Source organism: Photobacterium sp. 270122K, from assembly GCF_059941365.1.
Genome location: NZ_JBPOEN010000002.1, coordinates 567,742 through 588,330, shown reverse-complemented (window position 1 = coordinate 588,330; position 20,589 = coordinate 567,742). Strand labels below are relative to the sequence as shown.

Below are 20,589 nucleotides of genomic sequence, written 5' to 3'. Positions count from 1 at the left end.
AAAAAAAGCCCCTGACGGATTCGTCAGAGGCTCATATTTCACTTATTACGTAATTTATCAATACGTTAAGACATAACGCTTTACAAATGCTCACCACGACGAAGTGCATCAATGCGCTTATCTAATGGTGGGTGTGTCATGAACAACTCAGACAGCGACTTCTTACCATTGATACCAAACGCCATCATTGACCCTTCAAGATGCGATTCTTGGCTCATCTTCAAACGTTCCAGCGCTGCGATCATCTTTTCTTTGCCGACCAAATGTGCTGAACCTGCATCCGCTTTAAATTCGCGGTGGCGGCTGTACCACATGGTGAGAATGCTCGCCAAGAAACCAAACAACACTTCCATGATTGAAGACACGATAAAGTACGTCATGTAACTGCCGCCTTCGCCTTCTTCTTCATTGTTGTTCACACCACTGATTGCACCCGCCACCAAGCGTGACACAAAAATCACAAAGGTGTTCACCACACCCTGCATCAATGTCATAGTGACCATGTCACCGTTCGCAATATGGCTCACTTCATGTGCCAGTACGGCTTCTGCTTCATCACGGGTCATGTTCTGCAGTAAACCAGTAGAAACCGCTACCAGCGAATCATCACGCTTGGCACCGGTTGCAAACGCATTAATATCACCCGAGTCGTAAACCGCAACGGTAGGCATACCAATACCGGCTTGTTGCGCCTGACGAGAAACGGTTTCCATCAACCAATGTTCTGTCTCGTTACGTGGGTGTTCAATCACCATACCGCCCACTGAACGCAAAGCCATCGACTTTGACATGAACAGTGAGATTAACGAGCCACCAAAACCAAACAAGGCAGCCATCACCAATAAGCCAGAAAGGCTACCTGGTTGCATCCCCGTCACTGCATAAACCACATTCAAGACAACACTGAAAACCAGCATGACTGCCAGGTTAGTTGCCAAAAACAATGCAATACGCTTCATAGTAAACTCTTTCTCCAGAAAAAGGCGTTGTTATTCCAACATAAGAATGACAGTACACACCAACGTGTCCGTCCTCCTGTTTCATCTTATAGTATGGTCGTCTAATCGAAAAACAAGGGAAAGAGATAAATTGTTACGTTTCGTGAGTTTGCCTGCTAGCTATGCTGTCAGCTTCCCTCAATACTAGAAAAGGCGGCTTGCTGCCCCTCCCTCACGAAACCGTTCACTGATCACATTTATTCCATGTAAACATAGTATGTAATGCAGATTAGACTTTAGTCTTATTGAATGCCTAGGTACATTGCACTATTGTCAGTACCAGTTAAAAGAAATTGTTGCGCTGTTGATTATCAAGGAGGAATGATGGCTGACCACGAGAACTACCAAGTAGCTATTGATATTTTGCGCTGTCATCTTGGTATGTCAGCTGAAGAGGCGCGTAAGGAACTAGGTCTAGATGGAAGTAAGACTGGCCTATCCGATACGCAAGATGCACTCATCGGCTTGATCCAAGACTAGCACTACCGGCTCCACCCGAACACACGCATCCGGCTTCAGTCATGAAGCCGGATTTTTTTGTTATCGCGATCACACCCCAACACTATCCCACCATTTTCTTCCTTCATCGTTGAATTTTTACCTGAATACATCTCACATTTTTACCAGTGATATTCATATTAATATGCATTGTTTAAGCACGTCACAATTTATGTTTATGGATACAGAAGTCCAGTTGAGGCGATATTTATCCACTCCTCATTCCATACAAGGCATATTAGACTGTTCTCATAGCAAAGGAAGATATCAGGTCTGAATAAACGGAATGAAACATGACCTAAAAATCATTTATTACACGCTCGATGTTTTTATTTCGAGCGCGAATAAAAAATATAAATATAAACAACGTTACACGCTAGGATAATGCCCTATTTCCATTCTAGGGCATTGATTTTCACTTGCTTAACTCTTTAATGGCATTTCACTGGGTGCATTTATTCTGCACCTCATAAATTCCATCGCGATGACTCGCTTTCAATAAAGGCTTTCGTTTTTCAAATAAACAGTGGCCGGTTTGGGGTTAAGTGATGGTTTTGCATTGCCTCTCTATTCACGCTTTAACAAATGAATTATCAAGTAAGGACGCTCTATGCTATTTAAAGCGAAATCTTCTCGACTTGCGTTAGTCATTCTTGCTGCATTGTCCGCCCAAGGCGCAATGGCAGAAGTAAAGAATCAATTGACCATCGTGTCTGACTTCTATCCGGTTCTCATTCGTAACTTCAACCCTTACCTCTCAACCAACTTACGTACGACAACAGACTTCGTCTACGAACCCTTAGTGATTTTCAACCAAATGCACGGCAACAAACCGGTCATGCGTTTGGCGAAAAACTACTACATGTCAGATGATTTGACCCAAGTAACGTATGAAATCCGTGACGGGGTGAAGTGGTCAGATGGTACGCCTTTCACAGCAGCCGATGTGGTGTTCTCGTTTGAATTGATCAAAGCAAAACCAGAACTTGACCCACGTGGTATTAACCGCTGGCTGAAAGATGTGCGTCAGGAAGGCAACAACGTGGTGTTTGATTTAACCGAAGCCCACTCTAACCTGCCGTATGAAATTGCCAACGTACCTGTTGTACCGATGCATATTTGGAAAGACGTTGAGAAGCCAGAAAGTTTCGCGAACGAAAACCCCGTCGGCACCGGCCCATTCACTGAAATCGATACCTTTACCCCGCAGCTTTACGTGCAGTGTCGTAACCCACATTACTGGGATAACGACAACCTTGAAGTCGACTGTCTACGCGTCCCTCAAATCGCCAACAATGATCAGCTACTGAGCCGTATCATCAAGTCTGAGCTCGACTGGTCAGCGGCTTTCATTCCTGACATCGACAGCACATACGCAGCCCGTAGCGAGCACCACAAATACTGGTACCCAGCGGCGAGTACACAAGCGTTCATGCTGAACTTCAACTCCCCGAAACCGGGTAACCATGAAGCGATCAACAACGTCGACTTCCGCCGTGCCTTCTCTATGTCGATTGACCGTCAGAAGATCATTGATATTGCCTTCTACGGTAACGGCGTGGTCAATGATTACGCGTCAGGCCTAGGTAAAGTGTTTGAATTTTGGGCTGATAAAGACATTTACAACAAGTACAAAGGCTATAACACCTACAACCTAAAAGGGGCAAAAGCGCTTCTTGAAAAAGCCGGCTTTAAAGACATTGACGGCGATGGCTATGTCGAAACCCCAACCGGCAAACCGATTTTGATGGAAGTGCAGTCACCCAATGGCTGGACCGATTTCAACAACACCGTACAGTTGGGTGTCGAACAACTACGCGCTGTCGGGATCAATGCGACTGCCCGTACGTCTGACTTTGCCGTGTACAACAAAGCCATGGTATCTGGGACATATGACGTGGCCTACACCAACTACTTCAACGGCGCCGATCCGCACCGTTACTGGAGCAGTGGTTACCACTCACAGAACCAAACCGGCGGCAACATGCCTCGCTTTGCGATGCACTTCTTTAAGAATGCCCAGCTTGATGCACTGCTAGACAAGTTCTATAAAACCGCGGTCCTTGAAGAACAAAAAGACATCGCTCACCAGATCCAGCAAATCATTGCTGAAAACCAAGTCACTGTCCCTGTGATGTCTGGGGTCGACGTGTACCAGTTTAACGAAAGCCGCTTTACCGGTTGGTGGAGCGAGAGCAATCCAAAAGGTCGTCCATTGTCATGGGCGGGTGTACCGGAGCGTTTATTGCACGTACTGGACTTAAAACCACGTACATAACCGCGCCAATATAACATCACACCTTGATGATAACAGCGTGTAGGGGATGTCCTGCACGCTGTTACGTTGTTTATCTTTTTTATTAGGAAAAGACTATGTCCTTTTTTGTTCGACGGCTTTTATTCTATTTTTTAGCGTTAATTTTTGCTGCCACGTTAAACTTTATTCTACCCCGCGCCATGCCGGGTGACCCGGTTACCATGATGTTTGCCAATGCGATGACGTACGTCAGCCCAGAACGCATTGATGCCATGAAAAAACTGCTGGGGTTTGTTGACGCCCCTTTATATGAGCAGTACTTCACCTACCTTGCCAATATATTCACCTGGAACTGGGGAACATCCATTAAGTTCTACCCTATTTCCGTGAATGAGCTATTAGGCAATGCCATTGGCTGGTCTTTATTCCTCACCGGTACGGCTGTTGTTCTGTCATTCTGTATTGGTTCTGTGCTGGGTATTTTTGCCGCATGGCGCCGTGGCAGTTATTACGATGCCTTTATTTCTCCGGGTATGTTGGTGGTGCAATCCATCCCCTCGGTGGTGGTGGCCATGCTGGTCATGTTTATTTTCGCCATCGGTCTGGAATGGTTCCCTGCTGGGAATGCCTATACCTCCGGCACCACACCTGACTGGTCCAGTTGGGCCTTCTACAAAGACGTGCTCTATCACGCGGCCTTGCCGCTGTTGTGTGCCACGTTATCCCAGATTGGCGGGTTCTTGATCAACATGCGTAACAACATGATCAACCTGCTCAATGAAGACTTCATCACCATGGCGAAAGCAAAAGGCCTGAGCGAAAACCGCGTTGTTTTCAACTACGCCGCCCGTAACGCCATGCTGCCAAGTGTGACCGCGCTGTCGATGGCACTGGGTACCGCGATCAGCGGCCAGTTGATTGTCGAAATGATCTTCAACTACCCCGGCCTCGGCACGGTACTACTGAACGCTATTCATGCCCGTGACTATCAGGTACTGCAAGGTCAGTTACTGCTGATGACACTGTTCATGCTGTTCTTCAACTTCATGGCTGACATTTTGATTGTTTACTTAGATCCTCGCCTGCGTAACGGAGATAAATAAGATGAAAGGATTATTTCTCTTACTGACCCGCAACCATAAATCACTGGCTGGTTTGTGTATTTTACTTGTGTTCATCTTCATTGCGTTGTTTGCACCGTTCCTGACCAAACACGCCCCGGATGTCGGTACCGGCAACCCGCATGAGTACCCGTCTTTTGTCGTGAAAGCCGCGCAAAATAACCCTGAAGGTTGGGTCGCACAAAATCTGGCGGTGAACAAGCGTACCTTGTACATGTCAGAAAAAGCCGATCATGTACTGGGCACGTCCCGTATGGGCCGTGACATTTGGTCACAGTTTGTTTACGGCACCCGTACGTCCCTTTCTGTTGGTTTGGGCGCAGGGATCTTGGTGTGTTTCTTGGCCACCTTCATCGGTGTATCTGCGGGTTACTTTGGTGGCCGTGTGGATGAAGTGCTAACCGCCGCCATGAACATCATGCTAGTGGTGCCGCAGCTTCCCTTGCTGTTCATCATTGCGGCCTTTATTGGTCAAGCCGGCCCCGCCACCATTGCCATCGTGATCGCGATAACCTCCTGGGCGTGGGGCGCACGTGTTGTGCGTGCGCAAACCTTGTCACTGCGAGAGAAAGAGTTTATCCGCGCCGCTGAGCTACTCGGTGAATCACCTTGGCGCATTATCGGCGCAGAAATTCTGCCTAACTTGATCTCTATCGTAGGCGCAAGCTTCATTGGTTGTGTGCTGTTGGCCATCATGACCGAAGCCAGCTTGTCGTTCTTGGGTCTGGGCGATCCGAACGCCATCAGTTGGGGCGTCATGCTCTACAACGTGCAAACCTCATCCTCGATGCTGGTTGGCGCATGGTGGGAAATTCTGACGCCATGTTTGGCACTGACCTTCATTGCCATTGGCCTCTCACTGCTGAACTTCGCGGTCGATGAAATCGCGAACCCACAGTTACGTTCACACAAAGGCTTACGCCGCTGGCAGAACGTGGCAAATCAGGCTAACACACAAAAAGCACCGGCTGCCGCTGCAACGGGTACGCCGATCGCCCAAGCACCTGGGGAGATGAAATAATGACAACCCCACAAATCTCTATCCGCGACCTGTGTGTGGATTACATTACCGAAGCGGGTGACATCCGCGCAGTGAACAATGTCAGCTTTGATATTGGTAAAGGTGAGATCTTCGGACTGGCCGGTGAATCCGGTTGTGGTAAATCGACCGTGGCGTTCTCCTTGATGCGCCTGCATAAGCCGCCTGCATTCATTACTGGCGGAGAAGTGCTGTTTGATGGCCACGGTGATCTGCTCAAGAAAACCGATGCCCAAATGTCTGCATTCCGTTGGAGCGAAATGTCGATGGTGTTCCAGAGCGCCATGAACGCCCTGAACCCTGTGCTGACACTGGAAGAGCAATTCTGTGACGTGATCATGCGTCACACCGGCTTTACCCGCCAGCAAGCGATTTCTCGCGCCCAAGGACTGCTGGAGATCGTCGATATTCACCCAAGCCGTTTGCGCGATTACCCGCACCAGTTCTCAGGCGGTATGCGTCAACGTCTGGTAATCGCCATTGCGTTGGCCTTGAACCCGAAAATGATCATCATGGATGAACCGACCACTGCGCTGGATGTGGTGGTTCAGCGTGAGATCTTGCAAAAGATCTACGCGCTGAAACAAGAGTTCGGTTTCTCGATCCTGTTTATCACCCATGACTTGTCGTTAATGGTCGAGTTCTCGGATCGCATCGGCATCATGTACTCCGGTGAACTGGTGGAAGTCGCGCCGTCGCGTGAAATCCTCACCCACCCTTATCACCCGTACACAGAAGGGTTAGGCCGCTCATTCCCACCGCTGACAGGGCCAAAAACCCGCCTTGCGGGGATCCCGGGCAACCCCCTTAACCTGCTAGAGATCCCACAGGGTTGCCGCTTCCAAGCGCGCTGCCCCAAAGCACACGACGTCTGCTTCAAGCAAGCCACACAGATAACTGAAATCGATGCGGGCCGCTTTAGTAACTGTCACCTCTTTACCCAAGCACAAACAGCGGAGTCACTATGAGTCAGTCACTCGGCCAACCGATCATTGAAGGCAAAAATCTGATCAAAGATTTTGCCGTAAACAGCAATTCCTTGAAGAAGTCGAAGATGCGCGCCATCAACGACGTCTCTTTCAAAATGTACAAAAGCCGTGGCTTGGCGGTCGTGGGCGAATCCGGTTCCGGTAAGTCCACCACCGCCAAAATGATTGCCAAAATGTACCCGCAAACCGCGGGCACCATTGAGTACTACGGCCGTGATATTCAGACCATCACCAAAGGTGAAGATCTGATGCAGTACCGCCGTGGGGTACAAATGGTATGGCAGGATCCGTTTGGATCCTTAAACCCGACCCATACGATCTTCCACCACATTGCGCGCCCGCTGTTGATCCACAACAAGGTCAGCAAAGGCAATCAGAAAGAACTGGAAGAAATGGTGTATGCCCTGCTTGAGCAAGTGGGCTTGATCCCGCCCAAAGCCACGGCCGAAAAATACCCGCACCAGCTATCAGGCGGACAACGCCAGCGTGTGAACTTGGCCCGTAACATTGCCGTGGGCGCCGAAGTGGTACTGGCGGATGAACCGACCTCCATGTTGGACGTGTCGATCCGTGCCGGTGTCCTCAACCTGATGGAAGAGATGAAGTTCGACCGCGGTATGGCGCTGTTGTACATCACGCACGACATTGCCACGGCACGCTACATCGCCGAAGACTTGGCCGTGATGTATGTCGGCCACATGGTGGAATGGGGTGACACGGAAACCATTATTCATGATCCGCAACACCCGTATACCCAATTGTTAGTTTCCGCCGTGCCCGATCCCAGCAAGTCGATCCACACGCGCTTAGAAGGCAACAAAGGGGAGATCCCACTGTGGACACCGGAAAGCGTGGGCTGTCCGTTCGCTGGCCGCTGCACGCACACGATGGATCGTTGTCGTCAACAACTGCCGGACGTGACCCAGTTGTCAGACAACCATTTTGTCCGTTGTTACTTATACGAAAAATAAGCACTGAATAAGAAAAAGGAACACTCCATGCAACAGTTCGATTTTGTCCGTGGCGATGACACTATTTACACCGCCACCAAAACGATTTTTCTGACCAAAGGCAGCAGCCCAACGATCGAAATGGATCGTGACAGTCTGGATTACGACGGTGAGATCAGCCCGCACGTGTACACCGTGGCGGATATTCAAGACATTGGTTACCTGATCGCGACCACATTTAAAACTGCCTCTACCCTGAGTGTGATGATTGATGATCACGTTGCGCCGTGCTTTGAACGTGATGTGTGGGTGAAGTGGATCGCGTTCGGGTTGGCATTATCAGCGTACCGCTATCAGCACACCACCAGTGCACAACTGCAACCTGACGTGGCGACTTTCCGTTTGGCGACCGGCTGCAAAACACTCACCGCCGCGTTTGACGAAGGCCAAACATTGGCCCGCAGCCAGTTGATTGCCCGCGAGTTGATGAACAAGCCCGGTAACGTACTTTACCCCGCCACGTTTGTTGACGCCGTTGAAGGACTGGCGCTGCAGGGTGTGTCGCTGTCTTACTTGGGTGATGAAGAGATGCTGGCGCAAGGCTTTGGCGGTCTGATGGGCATTGCGCAAGGCAGTGATCGCGAAGCACGCCTACTGTGTTTGGACTACCACCCTGCTGACGCACAAGCCACGATTGCTTTGGTCGGCAAAGGGGTCACCTTTGATTCCGGCGGTATCAGCATCAAACAACCGCGCTACATGAGCACGATGAAAGTCGACATGGGCGGTGCTGCCTCAGTGGTGGGCGCACTGCATGCCATTGCCAGTCTGAAATTGCCGGTTCGCGTGATCGGTCTGTGTGGCTTGGTGGAAAACATGCCTTCCGGCAACGCAGTCAAACCGGGTGACGTGGTCACCATGCTGTCTAAAACCAGCGTGGAAATCATTACTACCGATGCTGAAGGCCGCATGGTGCTGGCTGATGTGCTGCATTACGCCCAGCAAACGTATCAGCCGGATTATTTGATTGATATTGCCACCCTGACGGGCAGTACCGGTATTGCATTGGGTAAAGCCTATGCCTCACTCATGGGCAACAGTGCTTCGCTTATTGCACTGGCACAACAAGCCGGTGATGCCTGTGCCGAAGCGGTCTGGCCAATGCCGTCCAATCACGCCATGTTCCAATCTGCATTGAAGAGTGATTTTGCTGATTTGCGCCATGGCAGTGAAGAGCCTGATGGCAGCCCGTGTGTGGCCGCCACCTTCTTGCAGCACTTTGTCGCACCAGAGCAAAAGTGGATCCACATCGACTCAGCCGCGATGTCTCTGGGCATGAACCACCGTCACATTCACCCGAATGCGGCCAGTGGTTATGGTGCTTTGTTGCTGACGCACATTTGCCAGAAAATTATCGCGCAATAGCCCGTAAGCCTAACAAATAGAACGACCAATAGAAAAACAGACACACCATGAGGACGCGGGTTTCGCGTCCTCACTCTCGCATTTTGAATTTGAACCATTAAATGAATAACAAGGTAAATAACATGATCTTGCTTGCTAACTCCGAAGCTTACCCAGGTATTGAAGAATCTGCACGCCGTCTACAGGCCGGTGAAGATGGCCTGCGTGCATTGATTGAAGGCATTAAACTGGTCGAGCTGGATCCACGCGTGCGTACCGTGGGCTACGGCGGTTGGCCGAATGTACTGGGTGAAATGGAACTGGATGCGTCTGTGATGGACGGCGACAGCCTACGCACCGGTGCGGTGGGTGCACTAAAAGGCTACATGCACCCGGTGGAAGTGGCGTATGACGTCATGAAAAAGCTGAACCATGAGATTTTGGTCGGCGAAGGCGCGGCGATTTTTGCTAACGAAATGGGCGCGGTAGCCGGTGACAACCTGATTGAAGACTCTAAAACGGTTTGGTGGGAAAAACTGGCTGACGCGATGACGCCGGAACAACAGGCGGCATTCCCGAACGTGCCGCTGGCCCCACTATCGAATAACGCGACCGATCCTGAACGCGTCCGCGATACGACCGTCTTTTTGTCTTCTGACAGCCGTGAAAGCATCAGTGCGGCCACGTCAACCTCTGGCTGGGCATGGAAATACCCAGGTCGTTTAGGGGACAGCCCAATCATTGGTGCGGGCTCTTATGCTGACAGCCGCTACGGCGCCTGTGCATGTACACATACGGGTGAAATGAGCATTCGTTGTGCCACCGCCCACGCCGTGGTGCTGTACATGAAGATGGGGATGTCATTGGATGAAGCGGTGTATGAAGCGATCAACGATCTGAAATACCTCAAAGACGGCTACACCGAAGGCGTCACCATCCATGCGATTGACAACAAAGGCAACCATAAAGTAGTGAGCTTGAACTGCCCGGGCAATATCACGTACTGGTTCTGGGAATCTGGCATGGATAAGCCAGAAGAACGCCAAGCCGAAGTCATCATGACCAAGTAACGCGGCACCGTGTTGCTGACGCAATACAAACGTTCTACTGGTGCAATATAAACAAGAAGGGGGCGCATTATGCGCCCCCTTCTTACTCTACTCGGCTTTAATCTATACCCAGCTTTAATCTATACCCAGCTTTAACGTTACTGCGTTAAACCCAGCGGTGATAGATCAATAAACTGTCCCAAATCACGCTTTTTGATACCCGGCATGTAAGGGATTTCGCCCAATTTCTGACCTGGCAAATTTTCTTCCAACATACGGATAATTTCAGCGTAGTTCTCCGTGCCCGGATTGATGCGGTTAGCCACCCACCCCACCACTTCCAAGCCATCATGGCCAATGGCTTCTGCGGTCAAAATGGCATGGCTTAAACAACCCAGTTTGACACCCACAACCAAAATGACCGGCAGCTTTTCACGCTTCACCCAGCTAGATAAAAAATCGGTACGCGTCACAGGCACGCGCCAGCCGCCCGCGCCTTCGACCAACACAACCTCAGACTTTTGCTTGAGGTGATCCAAACCTTGAGACAACACATCAAAATCAATCTGACGGTTTTCTTGCTCAGCGGCCAAATGCGGCGACACTGGGGCTTCAAACGCGTACGGGTTCACTTCGTCGTACGCCAATGCAACCGGTGATGCTTCTTGAATATACAGAGCATCAGAATTTCGCATCCCTTCTGCGGTCAGGGCGCTGCCTGATGCCACAGGTTTATAACCCGCCATCTTAATATTCGCGCTGGCTGCTGCATGAAGAATGGCGCGAGAGGCAACAGTTTTACCCACTTCGGTATCTGTCCCTGTTACAAAGAAAGCGTTAGTCATTAATTATTACTCCAAAACAGACTTGATAGGTGGCGGGCAGTTGATGGTTCTCATCTCGATACGCTTCATAAGCGCGTTCCAAAGCCAATATCGTCTTTCGACCGGCCAAGCCTGCTTTGCGCCCCTGTTGCAGATGTGTGGCTCCAATGCCTTTCAGATCTTTCATGAGCTCAACTGCCGCGTTGTAATACATGGTGATCGGCAGAAATTCTAGGTGACTGGTTTGGCATCCCGCTTGCGCCAGCGCAAGTTTTATGGCCTTTTGCGAAAGAAACTCGTTCACATGTTGATATTGATCAACCTGCTGCCACGCCTGCGCCAACTCATGGAGGGAGCCTTGGACCAAGGTACTGAACACGATGCGTCCGCCGGGCTTCACCACCCGGCGCAATTCACGCAAAGGTACCGACAAGTCATCACACCATTGCAAGGCAAGGCTACTGAAGGCCACATCAAACTGATTGTCGGCTAACGGCAGGTGCTCGACATCGGCCAATAAATACGATACCCGTTCACCGCAACGTAGCGCAGCTTGCTCCAGCATCGGGGCTGACAAGTCTGCCGCACACACGTCAAACCCGCGTTGGGCGAGCTGCTCACTGAAATATCCGGTTCCGCAACCAACATCCAACACACGGCTTTGGGCCGCCTGTAACGGAGGGAGCTTAGCTAACAAATGCTGCCCCACGGTGCGCTGAAATTCAGCGGCCTGATCGTAACGCTTAGCCGCTTTACCAAACGCTCTGGCAATGGCTTGTTTATCGCAACGCTGTCCGTCTGAAACAGACTGCGTTATCACCCTGTTCTCATTCACGATAAAATACCTCATTGATCGCGATAGCTAACCGTTTTACATCCTGTTGCTGATGCACCGCTGTCAGGGTGATCCGCAATCGCGCGGTGTGCTGCGGCACCGTCGGCGGCCGAATCGCACTCACCCAGAAACCTTGTTCCCGTAATGCATCGGCATAGGTCAGCGCGCGTTGGCTGTCACCCAGCACTAAGGGCTTGATCGGCGTCGTTGTCGCCGTGAAAGGGATCGCCGAATCCAACGTTTCCGCGAAAAGGCCCCCTAACTCACTCAGCGCTTCTCGGCGCCAATCATCTTGCTGAATTAATCGGCATGCATGCGACAGCGCATACGCCTGTGCAGGGGGCATCGCGGTGGAATAAATATAGTGACGGGCGAATTGGATCAAGTATTCAGCCATCGTGTGATCACACAAGATAGCCGCCCCTTGCATGCCAAACGCTTTGCCAAACGTCACCACCAAGATATCCGGTTTGATCCCTGCCAAGTCACAACTGCCCCGACCTTGCTCACCCAACACACCGCAACCGTGCGCATCATCCACCATCAGCAAGGCCTGCGGTGAAGCCACACGATGTATCTCTGCTAACGGAGCAAGATCCCCGTCCATGCTAAAGACCCCTTCCGTCACCACCAGCGTATTCGCTGAAAGGGCAGATTCACTGTCTGTGCGAGAGGCCTGTGCAACTAAGCGTGCTAACGCGACGGGGTCGTTATGGGCAAAGCGTCGCATGGTCGCGTCACTGAGCATGCCCGCTTCCATTAACGATGCATGGTTAAGCTTGTCTTGCAGTAACACATCGCCTTTTTGCAGCAAGGTAAATAACAGTGCCTGATTGGCACTGAACCCACTGTTAAACAGCAACGCACGGTCATACCCTAGCCAATCGGCCAACTGAGCTTCCAGTTCGCGGTGAGGCGAGTGATAACCGGTCACCAATGGCGAGGCACCACTGCCCGCCCCATACCGGCTTAGCCCATCTTGCCATGCCGCCAGTAAGGCCGGCGATTGCGCCAGCCCCAAGTAATCGTTACTGGAAAAATTCACATACGATTGCTGTTGTGCGACGCGCCCCTGCGCCTGCCGTGCTAACGGCGTACGCTGACGGTACAAGCCTTGCTCGGCCCGTGCTGTCAGTGCCTGTTCAATACGGGCGTTAAACGGATGCATCGTAAAACAGATCGTCTTTTGTCGGACGGGCAGCGACACGTTGTGCCACTTGTCCCAACAATTCTTGTGCTTGCACCTCATCGGGCTTGGCGGCTTGCTCTTCGCGGTTAATACCCAACTTGGCAAATAACTGCATGTCTTTGTCTTCACCTGGGTTCGGCGTGGTGAGCAACTTACAGCCATAAAACACCGAGTTTGCCCCCGCCATGAAGCACAAGGCTTGCATTTGCTCATTCATGTCTTCGCGGCCTGCAGATAAACGCACGGCAGATTCAGGCATGATAATGCGGGCAACGGCGATAATACGGACGAAATCAAACGGGTCGACATCATCCACCGCTTCCAGTGGTGTTCCCTTCACTTTCACCAACATGTTGATGGGCACACTTTCTGGATGCGTTGGCAGGTTTGCCAACTCTACCAGCAAACCTGCACGGTCACGGGCACTTTCACCCATACCGATGATCCCACCTGAACAGATTTTCATGCCGGCATCACGCACATGGCTCAAGGTGTCTAAGCGGTCTTGGTAGGTGCGGGTTGTAATGATGTTGCCGTAGAATTCCGGCGAAGTGTCGAGGTTGTGGTTGTAGTAGTCCAAGCCTGCAGTGGCTAATTCACTGGCTTGATCGCCCGTGATCATCCCCAGCGTCATGCAGGTTTCTAGTCCCATGGACTTCACGCCTTTCACCATTTCCAGCAAATACGGCATATCGCGTTCTTTCGGATTTTTCCACGCCGCGCCCATACAGAAACGGGTCGCGCCAGACGACTTGGCTTTTTCCGCCGCATCCAAAACGCGTTCCACTTCCAATAAACGCTCACGCTCAACATCCGTACGGTAGTGCGCACTTTGCGGGCAATATTTGCAATCTTCTGGGCAGGCACCGGTTTTGATCGACAGCAAGGTGCTGACTTGTACCTGATTCGGCTGGTGATACTGACGGTGTACTTGCTGTGCCGCAAAGATCAAATCCATGAACGGCTTTTCAAATAATGCTTGTACTTCCCTGACGGTCCAGTCGTGACGAACTTCCACGTGTCATATCCTCTTTTTCTTTTATTTTTCCTAGCTCACAGCGTTGGGCTGGGCCTTGCTCGTAACACCATTCCCAACAAGCTAAAAGCGTAATATCTGATTTCAGTGACTTGGCTAGTCTACGTAGAGTGAGTAAACTGTCAACCACCAACAAGGAGCGAGGTTTACACTTGTGCAAAAATTGAACACAGCTATCGATCTTGAATTTGACCAGCAACATATCTGGCACCCTTATACATCTACCCTACATCCATTACGTTGCTATCCCGTTACGCGGGCAGAAGGCGTGCATCTGGAACTTGAAGACGGCCGCCAGTTGGTGGACGGCATGTCTTCATGGTGGTCGACCATTCACGGCTATAACCACCCCGCACTCAACGAAGCCGCCAAAGCGCAAATTGATAACATGTCACATGTCATGTTTGGGGGGATCACCCACCAGCCTGCTGTTGAGCTGTGCCGTAAGTTAGTCGCCATGACACCCGATCCGCTGCAACATGTATTTCTGGCTGATTCTGGCTCTGTGGCGGTGGAAGTGGCGCTAAAAATGGCCTTGCAGTATTGGCAGGCCAAAGGGGAAAAACGGCCGAAATTTTTAACCGTGAAACACGGCTATCACGGCGATACGTTTGCAGCGATGTCAGTGACCGATCCGAACAACTCCATGCACAGCCTGTACAAAGGTTTCTTACCTGAGCACATTTTTGCCGAGTCGCCGCAGTGTGGATTCTTTGATGAATGGGATGACGCCGATATGGCGGACTTTGCGCAAAAGATGGGAGAACACCGCGATGACATTGCCGCCGTCATCATTGAGCCGATTGTGCAGGGAGCAGGCGGCATGCGGATCTACCACCCACAGTTCCTTAAACGGGTACGTGAACTGTGTGATCAGCACGGCATTTTGCTCATTGCTGATGAAATTGCCACTGGATTTGGTCGTACTGGCAAATTATTTGCCTGTGAACACGCCAATATCAGCCCTGATATTTTGTGTCTCGGAAAAGCACTGACTGGCGGGTATATGACACTCTCTGCCACATTAGCGACACAGCATGTCGCAAATACGGTATGCGGCGGGGATGCCGGTTGCTTCATGCATGGGCCCACGTTTATGGGTAACCCACTGGCCTGTGCCGTCGCCAATGCGAGCCTTGATATACTGGCGTTGAACCATTGGCAAAATCAAGTAAAAAACATTGAAAATCAATTGGCTGCATCGTTACCTGAACTGGAAAAACTCGACCGCGTCAAGACCGTTCGATGGCTGGGCGCGATCGGTGTGGTGGAGCTGCATGAGCCCGTTGATATGGAAAGTATTCAGCAGACATTTGTCGACAACGGTGTATGGATTCGCCCTTTTGGCACACTTGTATACATAATGCCTCCTTTTATCATTAATCAACAAGAACTTAGCCAACTCACATCCGCCATCCACCTTGCATTGAGCTAGTATCGAAAAGCAGACAACACCCCGACGTTGTCTGCTTATACTTTTCCTGAACGTTATAGCAACTTCCGTTCCGTACCCACCGTATAACGGTATAAAACCGGAACCCACTCATAATCAATAACGTCAGTAAGGCTAGTACTATGCAACTACCATTATTCCCACTCGAGATCTACGTGCTACCCGGCGGGATCAGCAAACTACGGATCTTTGAACCGCGGTATACCCGACTGGTAAAGTTGGCCATGGCGGCCAGTGAAGGCTTTGGCTTGTGCATGAAAGACGGTGACACGCTGTGCCATTTTGGTACCCGTGCCATCATCACCGACTTCGAACAGTTACCCGATGGTTTGCTGGGAGTCACGATTAAAGGCGTGGAGAAGTTTCTGATCAAAAAGCACTGGAAAGAAGACGACGGGCTTCGCTTCGGTGATGTCACCACCATGTCAAATTGGACGCCCACCGATATCAAATTTGTAGATCGTGATATTTCCAATTGCCTGAAAGCCCTGTTTGAGGAATACCCCGAACATGCTTCACAATATCCCCTGCCGGATTACAATGACATGACATGGGTTTGCCAACGCTGGCTCGAGTTACTTCCGCTTGAAACCAATCAAAAACAATGGTTTATGAGCAGAAATGATCATCGCGCTGCACTGTCTTTCCTACACAATGTGATTGATGAACAATTAAATAAAGACCATTAGTTTGCTGCCATCATCATGTCTGTGGATGTTATGTTTAACAAAGGCATGATTTTCTTTTATACCGCAGCACTACCATCACATTACCCGCACACAGCACGTTATCTTGCAGATAATCATTGACGACGGTGTATTCTTACCAATACGTCACTGTCTCGTGTTGATCATCACTAGAGTTAATACAACTAGGACAGCTCATACCCAACGGAGTGCGACTTATCATGCGTTGAGGACGCGAAGAATGAAAAAACTGCTTCTAATTTTAACGTTAAACTGCCTGCCCTTTGTCATTTATGCGGCCGTGGGTTTCCAGCCAGATCATCTGCCAGCATCCTACCGTGATGCCCTGTTTCATTCACTAGGCGGCCACACACAATGCCTCTCGCAAACACCCAATACGCCCACGCCACCTCGCTTAACGCATCAAATAACAGGTCAAATAACGGGTCAAATTGTGCATCTGCCCCACACGCTCACATAAAGAACAGGTTGGACGAATAACTGCGACGAAATCGTCTAGGCTTATGATCAGACAGGGGTAAATAAGGAATGCAGAATGGAACGGCTGCTAGGACCATTAGGATACATCGTTGCCGCACTCGGCTTTACCCTGATCTTTTTATTGATACTGGCCACCAAACGGAAAAAACATCTGCAGAAGCGCCTTTTACAAGGCTTATGTATATTGGGCACAGCATGGTGTGGGATCACAGCCTGGCAACTCCTCTATGCGCAATCTCGGGTGCCATCACTGCTGACAGAAAGCCTGTTCAATTTGTGTTTGATCTTATTGATCACCTCTTCGCTCACCGACAGTCATCGACTTTCTCAGTTACTGAAAAAACGCAGTGATCTGTGGTTTTGTGCTTTTATTTCGGTGACCGCCAGTCTGGAAACACTCCGTCTCTTTCTGCCTCTTTTTCACCAAAAAGTGTATTTTTTTCTCCATCTCGGCCAAGCCATTATCGGTTTATGGTTCATTGAAAACCTCTATCGCAACAGCCAATACACCGCACGCGATGCCATTAAACCCTTAAGCCTCGGGCTGGGGTTAATTTTTGGCTACAACTTTGCCCTGTATGCCGATGCCGTACTCACTAACTCGCTCACTGCCACCTTCTGGCAAGGACGCGGCTGGGTCATCGCCATGGCGATCCCTTTTCTGTTACTGGCCATTAAACGGTTAAACCAATGGGAAAGCCGCGTTTATATCTCTCGTGACATTGTTTATCACAGTACCCTGATCATGGCGGCGGGCATGTATTTGTTAACCATGGCCGCGGTCAGTTACCTGATCAAAATCGCCGGTTTCCACTGGGCAGATACCGCACAAACCCTCTTTTTTGCGTTAAGCGGCGTGGTATTAGCGAGCCTGTTTTTATCTGAATCCTTACGCAAACAACTCAAGGTATTTATTGCCAAACACTTTTTTGCCAACAAATACGAATACCGTCAGGAATGGATGCAGTTTTGCGCCGCGTTAGAAGCACCCAATCGGTCCCCGTATGACAATGCACTCGCGGCGGCCATGCGCCCTTTTGGCTGTGAATACGGCGTGTTAGTCCTTAAGAAAAAAGGCCATTTACGCCCCGTCACCAGCCTGCATTGCTCCTTAAAACACCCGGATATCACCCCAACGCTGGATGCCATTGGTGAGCTCGCCATTGAACATCAATGGATCACGGAACTGAATACCCTAAGCCACGGCATTGAGACACCCCCTTTTTCTGTGCCCCATGTCGATTTAATTTATCCCAACCACTTTTCGTTGCTCATTCCGTTTGACTCATCCGGCCACTATCAAGGGCTGTTGTTGCTATCTAAACCCACCTCAAGCGACAGTGTAAATTGGGAAGACAGGGATTTAATGCGAGCCATTAGCCAACAGCTCGGGGTCTATCTGGCGATGTATGAAGCCAATCAGCAACTGGCAGAAAGCCAACAGTTCGACACGTTTAACCGAATGTCCTCTTTTCTTGTGCACGACATCAAAAATGTCACCGCACAGCTGCAATTACTCAGCCGAAATGCCGAACAACATAAACACAACCCTGCGTTTATTGACGATGCGTTTGAAACGGTCGATCACGCCATTGAGCGGCTCAATAAAATGAGCGCTCAGCTACGTAAAAAACAGATTGAGGTTGAAAGCCCACAATCTTTTGATCTGACCGCCATGCTGGTGCACGTTTGTCAAACCCGCAGTATTCAGCGGCCTATTCCACAATTTTTCCCACCTCACACATCCGCCGTGGCGATCTCCCATGCGGCCTCAAGTGATACCACTGCATCGCGTATATGCTTGCATGCCAGTAAAGAGCGCTTTGAAAATATCCTCTGTCACTTGGTACAAAATGCACAAGACGCGACCCCTGATGACGGACGGGTTGAGATACATCTGACGGTGAATGGCCAACACGCGCATTTGACTATCAGCGATAGTGGCCACGGCATGAGTGAAGCCTTCATTCAAGAGCGGCTATTTAAACCGTTTGATACCACCAAGGGCAATGCTGGTATGGGGATTGGCGCCTATGACGCGAAGAATATGATTGAGCAACTGGGTGGGCATATTGAAGTCCAGTCAATCACAGAACAAGGCACGCAATTTCACTTATCTATCCCACTCAGTAAAAAAACTGCCGATATCAGCTAACGGATATCGGTTGATATAAATAAGCACCGTCACACACAAAGAAGCACCACTATACTCAAATAAACACCACAAAAAAGAGACAATGCATGGACACACTGCTCGTTATTGAAGACGATCTTGGCATTCAAAAACAACTCAAATGGAGCCTTGCAGATTACCACGTCATTTTTGCGGCCAATCGGCAAGATGCCATCAACGCACTGCGCAGACATGAACCGCATGTTGTGACCCTTGATCTTGGTCTTCCTCCCGATCCGACCAATGCCTCTGAAGGCTTGCAGACACTACAAGAAATCATGGCGTTGTCACCCAGTACCAAAGTTATCGTCATCACCGGTAATGACGACAAAGAAAACGCCCTGAAAGCAATTGCCTTGGGGGCGCATGATTTCTACCAAAAGCCGATCGACAGCGACATTTTGAACGTCATTGTCGAGCGGGCCTTTATTCTGACCAAGCTTGAAAAAGAAAATATTCAACTGCGTCAATCCTCAATGGATAACCACGGTTTCATCGGAAACTGCCCTAAAATTCAGCATGTCTGCCGCATGGTAGAGCGCATTGCGGCGACGGAAATTTCAACCCTGATCTTAGGGGAAAGCGGCACGGGTAAAGAGGTAATAGCCCGAGCGATCCATAATCAAAGTCCACGCCGTGACGCGCCTTTTATTGCGATAAACTGTGCATCGATCCCCGAGCACTTGCTGGAAAGTGAACTGTTTGGCTTTGAAAAAGGCGCCTTTACCGGTGCCCATAAAACCACCATAGGGAAAATTGAATTCGCCAATGGCGGTACCCTCTTCCTGGATGAAATTGGCGACATGCCTTACACCTTGCAAGCCAAGATTTTGCGCTTTTTACAAGAGAAAGTCATTGAACGTGTAGGGGGACGAACGGAAATACCGGTGGATGTAAAAATCGTCTGTGCCACCCACCAAAATTTGCAGCAAATGATGGCAGACAAAAGCTTCCGTGAAGATTTATTTTTCCGCGTCAGCGAGATCACCATTGAGAATCCGCCGTTACGTGAACGTGGCAGCGATATTATTCTATTGGCCAAATACTTTTTGCACATCGCCAACCAACAAACACAACGTAACATCAACGGATTCACGGAAGAGGCCTTGCAGGCACTGTGCCATCATCAGTGGCCCGGCAATATTCGTGAACTGCAAAATAAGATCAAATCTGCGGCGATCATGGCGGATGGAAAAATGATCAGCGAGCTTGATCTCGCCCTCATGCCTGTCGACCCAGCCAGTAAAGAAACACTGGCACTCAACCTGCGTCAAGTAAGGGAGTCGGCAGAAAAACAAGCCATTAAACAAGCACTGGCCATATGCAATAACACCATTTCTCAAGCGTCTAATTTATTAGGCATTACTCGTCCCACTCTGTATGCCTTGCTTGAAAAATATTCGATGATGGAGGAATACAAAGCGCAAAGTGAAAGCAGCGCGGAATAACAATACGCCCGTCATTAGGGATGGGGAATTTGATAGCAAATAGCACCGAAGAAGAAAAAAGAAGAACAGCACCCTTAGGTGCTGTTCTTCTTTTTTCTTCTCTATGAATCATCGCATTATTGTTGTTGTCATCCGTTGT

The 20,589-nt window shown here is 50.0% G+C and carries 16 protein-coding genes; 11 read left to right on the top strand and 5 right to left on the bottom strand.

Annotated features, from left to right (window positions below; translation table 11 throughout):
* Positions 1–80: 80 nt before the first annotated feature.
* A complete protein-coding gene (gene htpX, locus ACSF8W_RS05740; RefSeq protein WP_500845823.1) occupies positions 81–959 on the bottom strand; it encodes a protease HtpX in 879 nt (292 codons plus the stop codon).
* A gap of 1,147 nt (positions 960–2,106) precedes the next feature.
* Between htpX and ACSF8W_RS05735 the strand changes: the two genes are divergently transcribed.
* The 7 genes from ACSF8W_RS05735 to ACSF8W_RS05705 all read left to right on the top strand — a co-directional run bounded on the left by ACSF8W_RS05735 (position 2,107) and on the right by ACSF8W_RS05705 (position 10,326).
* Positions 2,107–3,774, top strand: a complete 1,668-nt coding sequence (locus ACSF8W_RS05735; protein WP_500845821.1) for an ABC transporter substrate-binding protein — start codon at positions 2,107–2,109, stop codon at positions 3,772–3,774.
* Between the two features lie 95 nt (positions 3,775–3,869).
* Complete coding sequence (locus ACSF8W_RS05730) at positions 3,870–4,856, top strand: ABC transporter permease (RefSeq protein WP_428476312.1); 987 nt, start codon at positions 3,870–3,872, stop codon at positions 4,854–4,856.
* A 1-nt stretch (position 4,857) separates the two neighbouring features.
* Positions 4,858–5,895 (top strand): ABC transporter permease, encoded by a 1,038-nt coding sequence (locus ACSF8W_RS05725; protein ID WP_500845819.1) that lies wholly within the window; start codon positions 4,858–4,860, stop codon positions 5,893–5,895.
* Positions 5,895–6,881 carry an ABC transporter ATP-binding protein gene (locus ACSF8W_RS05720; protein WP_500845817.1) on the top strand — a complete coding sequence of 329 codons (987 nt, stop codon included), beginning with the start codon at positions 5,895–5,897 and terminating at the stop codon, positions 6,879–6,881. Before ACSF8W_RS05725 ends, ACSF8W_RS05720 begins: the two co-directional genes overlap by 1 nt.
* Complete coding sequence (locus ACSF8W_RS05715) at positions 6,878–7,873, top strand: ABC transporter ATP-binding protein (protein ID WP_500845815.1); 996 nt, start codon at positions 6,878–6,880, stop codon at positions 7,871–7,873. The genes ACSF8W_RS05720 and ACSF8W_RS05715 overlap by 4 nt, the downstream gene beginning before the upstream one ends.
* 27 nt (positions 7,874–7,900) lie before the next feature.
* A complete protein-coding gene (locus ACSF8W_RS05710) occupies positions 7,901–9,277 on the top strand; it encodes a leucyl aminopeptidase family protein (protein ID WP_500845813.1) in 1,377 nt (458 codons plus the stop codon).
* A 122-nt stretch (positions 9,278–9,399) separates the two neighbouring features.
* The gene (locus ACSF8W_RS05705; RefSeq protein WP_500845933.1) at positions 9,400–10,326 is read left to right on the top strand and encodes a glycosylasparaginase; all 927 of its coding nucleotides are present in this window, start codon (positions 9,400–9,402) and stop codon (positions 10,324–10,326) included.
* A gap of 137 nt (positions 10,327–10,463) precedes the next feature.
* Here ACSF8W_RS05705 and bioD read toward each other — a convergent pair whose 3' ends face one another.
* The 4 genes from bioD to bioB are packed head-to-tail and all read right to left on the bottom strand — an operon-like array spanning position 10,464 to position 14,171.
* The gene (bioD, locus tag ACSF8W_RS05700; protein WP_500845811.1) at positions 10,464–11,150 is read right to left on the bottom strand and encodes a dethiobiotin synthase; all 687 of its coding nucleotides are present in this window, start codon (positions 11,148–11,150) and stop codon (positions 10,464–10,466) included.
* The gene (bioC, locus tag ACSF8W_RS05695; protein WP_500845810.1) at positions 11,143–11,949 is read right to left on the bottom strand and encodes a malonyl-ACP O-methyltransferase BioC; all 807 of its coding nucleotides are present in this window, start codon (positions 11,947–11,949) and stop codon (positions 11,143–11,145) included. The genes bioD and bioC overlap by 8 nt, the downstream gene beginning before the upstream one ends.
* Before the next feature lie 7 nt (positions 11,950–11,956).
* On the bottom strand, positions 11,957–13,132 hold the full coding sequence (gene bioF / locus ACSF8W_RS05690) for an 8-amino-7-oxononanoate synthase (RefSeq protein WP_500845808.1): 1,176 nt from the start codon (positions 13,130–13,132) through the stop codon (positions 11,957–11,959).
* On the bottom strand, positions 13,119–14,171 hold the full coding sequence (gene bioB, locus ACSF8W_RS05685; RefSeq protein ID WP_500845806.1) for a biotin synthase BioB: 1,053 nt from the start codon (positions 14,169–14,171) through the stop codon (positions 13,119–13,121). The genes bioF and bioB overlap by 14 nt, the downstream gene beginning before the upstream one ends.
* A gap of 193 nt (positions 14,172–14,364) precedes the next feature.
* Here bioB and bioA point away from each other — a divergent pair, with 193 nt between their 5' ends.
* From bioA to prsR, 4 genes are all read left to right on the top strand, one after another.
* Positions 14,365–15,624 (top strand): adenosylmethionine--8-amino-7-oxononanoate transaminase, encoded by a 1,260-nt coding sequence (gene bioA / locus ACSF8W_RS05680; RefSeq protein ID WP_500845931.1) that lies wholly within the window; start codon positions 14,365–14,367, stop codon positions 15,622–15,624.
* Positions 15,625–15,764: 140 nt separating this feature from the next.
* Positions 15,765–16,331 carry an LON peptidase substrate-binding domain-containing protein gene (locus ACSF8W_RS05675; RefSeq protein WP_500845805.1) on the top strand — a complete coding sequence of 189 codons (567 nt, stop codon included), beginning with the start codon at positions 15,765–15,767 and terminating at the stop codon, positions 16,329–16,331.
* A gap of 553 nt (positions 16,332–16,884) precedes the next feature.
* Positions 16,885–18,984, top strand: coding sequence for an XrtA/PEP-CTERM system histidine kinase PrsK (prsK, locus tag ACSF8W_RS05670; RefSeq protein ID WP_500845803.1), 2,100 nt, complete (start codon positions 16,885–16,887; stop codon positions 18,982–18,984).
* Between the two features lie 86 nt (positions 18,985–19,070).
* Entirely contained in the window at positions 19,071–20,450 is a 1,380-nt protein-coding gene (gene prsR, locus ACSF8W_RS05665; RefSeq protein ID WP_500845801.1) for a PEP-CTERM-box response regulator transcription factor, read from the top strand.
* Positions 20,451–20,589 lie beyond the last annotated feature (139 nt).

What these genes read in the sequence shown, in the direction of transcription:
- htpX (WP_500845823.1), bottom strand. Translation starts at nt 959, where the DNA reads ATGAAGCGTATTGCATTGTTTTTGGCAACTAACCTGGCAGTCATGCTG.
- ACSF8W_RS05735 (WP_500845821.1), top strand. Translation starts at nt 2,107, where the DNA reads ATGCTATTTAAAGCGAAATCTTCTCGACTTGCGTTAGTCATTCTTGCT.
- ACSF8W_RS05730 (WP_428476312.1), top strand. Translation starts at nt 3,870, where the DNA reads ATGTCCTTTTTTGTTCGACGGCTTTTATTCTATTTTTTAGCGTTAATT.
- ACSF8W_RS05725 (WP_500845819.1), top strand. Translation starts at nt 4,858, where the DNA reads ATGAAAGGATTATTTCTCTTACTGACCCGCAACCATAAATCACTGGCT.
- ACSF8W_RS05720 (WP_500845817.1), top strand. Translation starts at nt 5,895, where the DNA reads ATGACAACCCCACAAATCTCTATCCGCGACCTGTGTGTGGATTACATT.
- ACSF8W_RS05715 (WP_500845815.1), top strand. Translation starts at nt 6,878, where the DNA reads ATGAGTCAGTCACTCGGCCAACCGATCATTGAAGGCAAAAATCTGATC.
- ACSF8W_RS05710 (WP_500845813.1), top strand. Translation starts at nt 7,901, where the DNA reads ATGCAACAGTTCGATTTTGTCCGTGGCGATGACACTATTTACACCGCC.
- ACSF8W_RS05705 (WP_500845933.1), top strand. Translation starts at nt 9,400, where the DNA reads ATGATCTTGCTTGCTAACTCCGAAGCTTACCCAGGTATTGAAGAATCT.
- bioD (WP_500845811.1), bottom strand. Translation starts at nt 11,150, where the DNA reads ATGACTAACGCTTTCTTTGTAACAGGGACAGATACCGAAGTGGGTAAA.
- bioF (WP_500845808.1), bottom strand. Translation starts at nt 13,132, where the DNA reads ATGCATCCGTTTAACGCCCGTATTGAACAGGCACTGACAGCACGGGCC.
- ACSF8W_RS05675 (WP_500845805.1), top strand. Translation starts at nt 15,765, where the DNA reads ATGCAACTACCATTATTCCCACTCGAGATCTACGTGCTACCCGGCGGG.
- prsK (WP_500845803.1), top strand. Translation starts at nt 16,885, where the DNA reads ATGGAACGGCTGCTAGGACCATTAGGATACATCGTTGCCGCACTCGGC.
- prsR (WP_500845801.1), top strand. Translation starts at nt 19,071, where the DNA reads ATGGACACACTGCTCGTTATTGAAGACGATCTTGGCATTCAAAAACAA.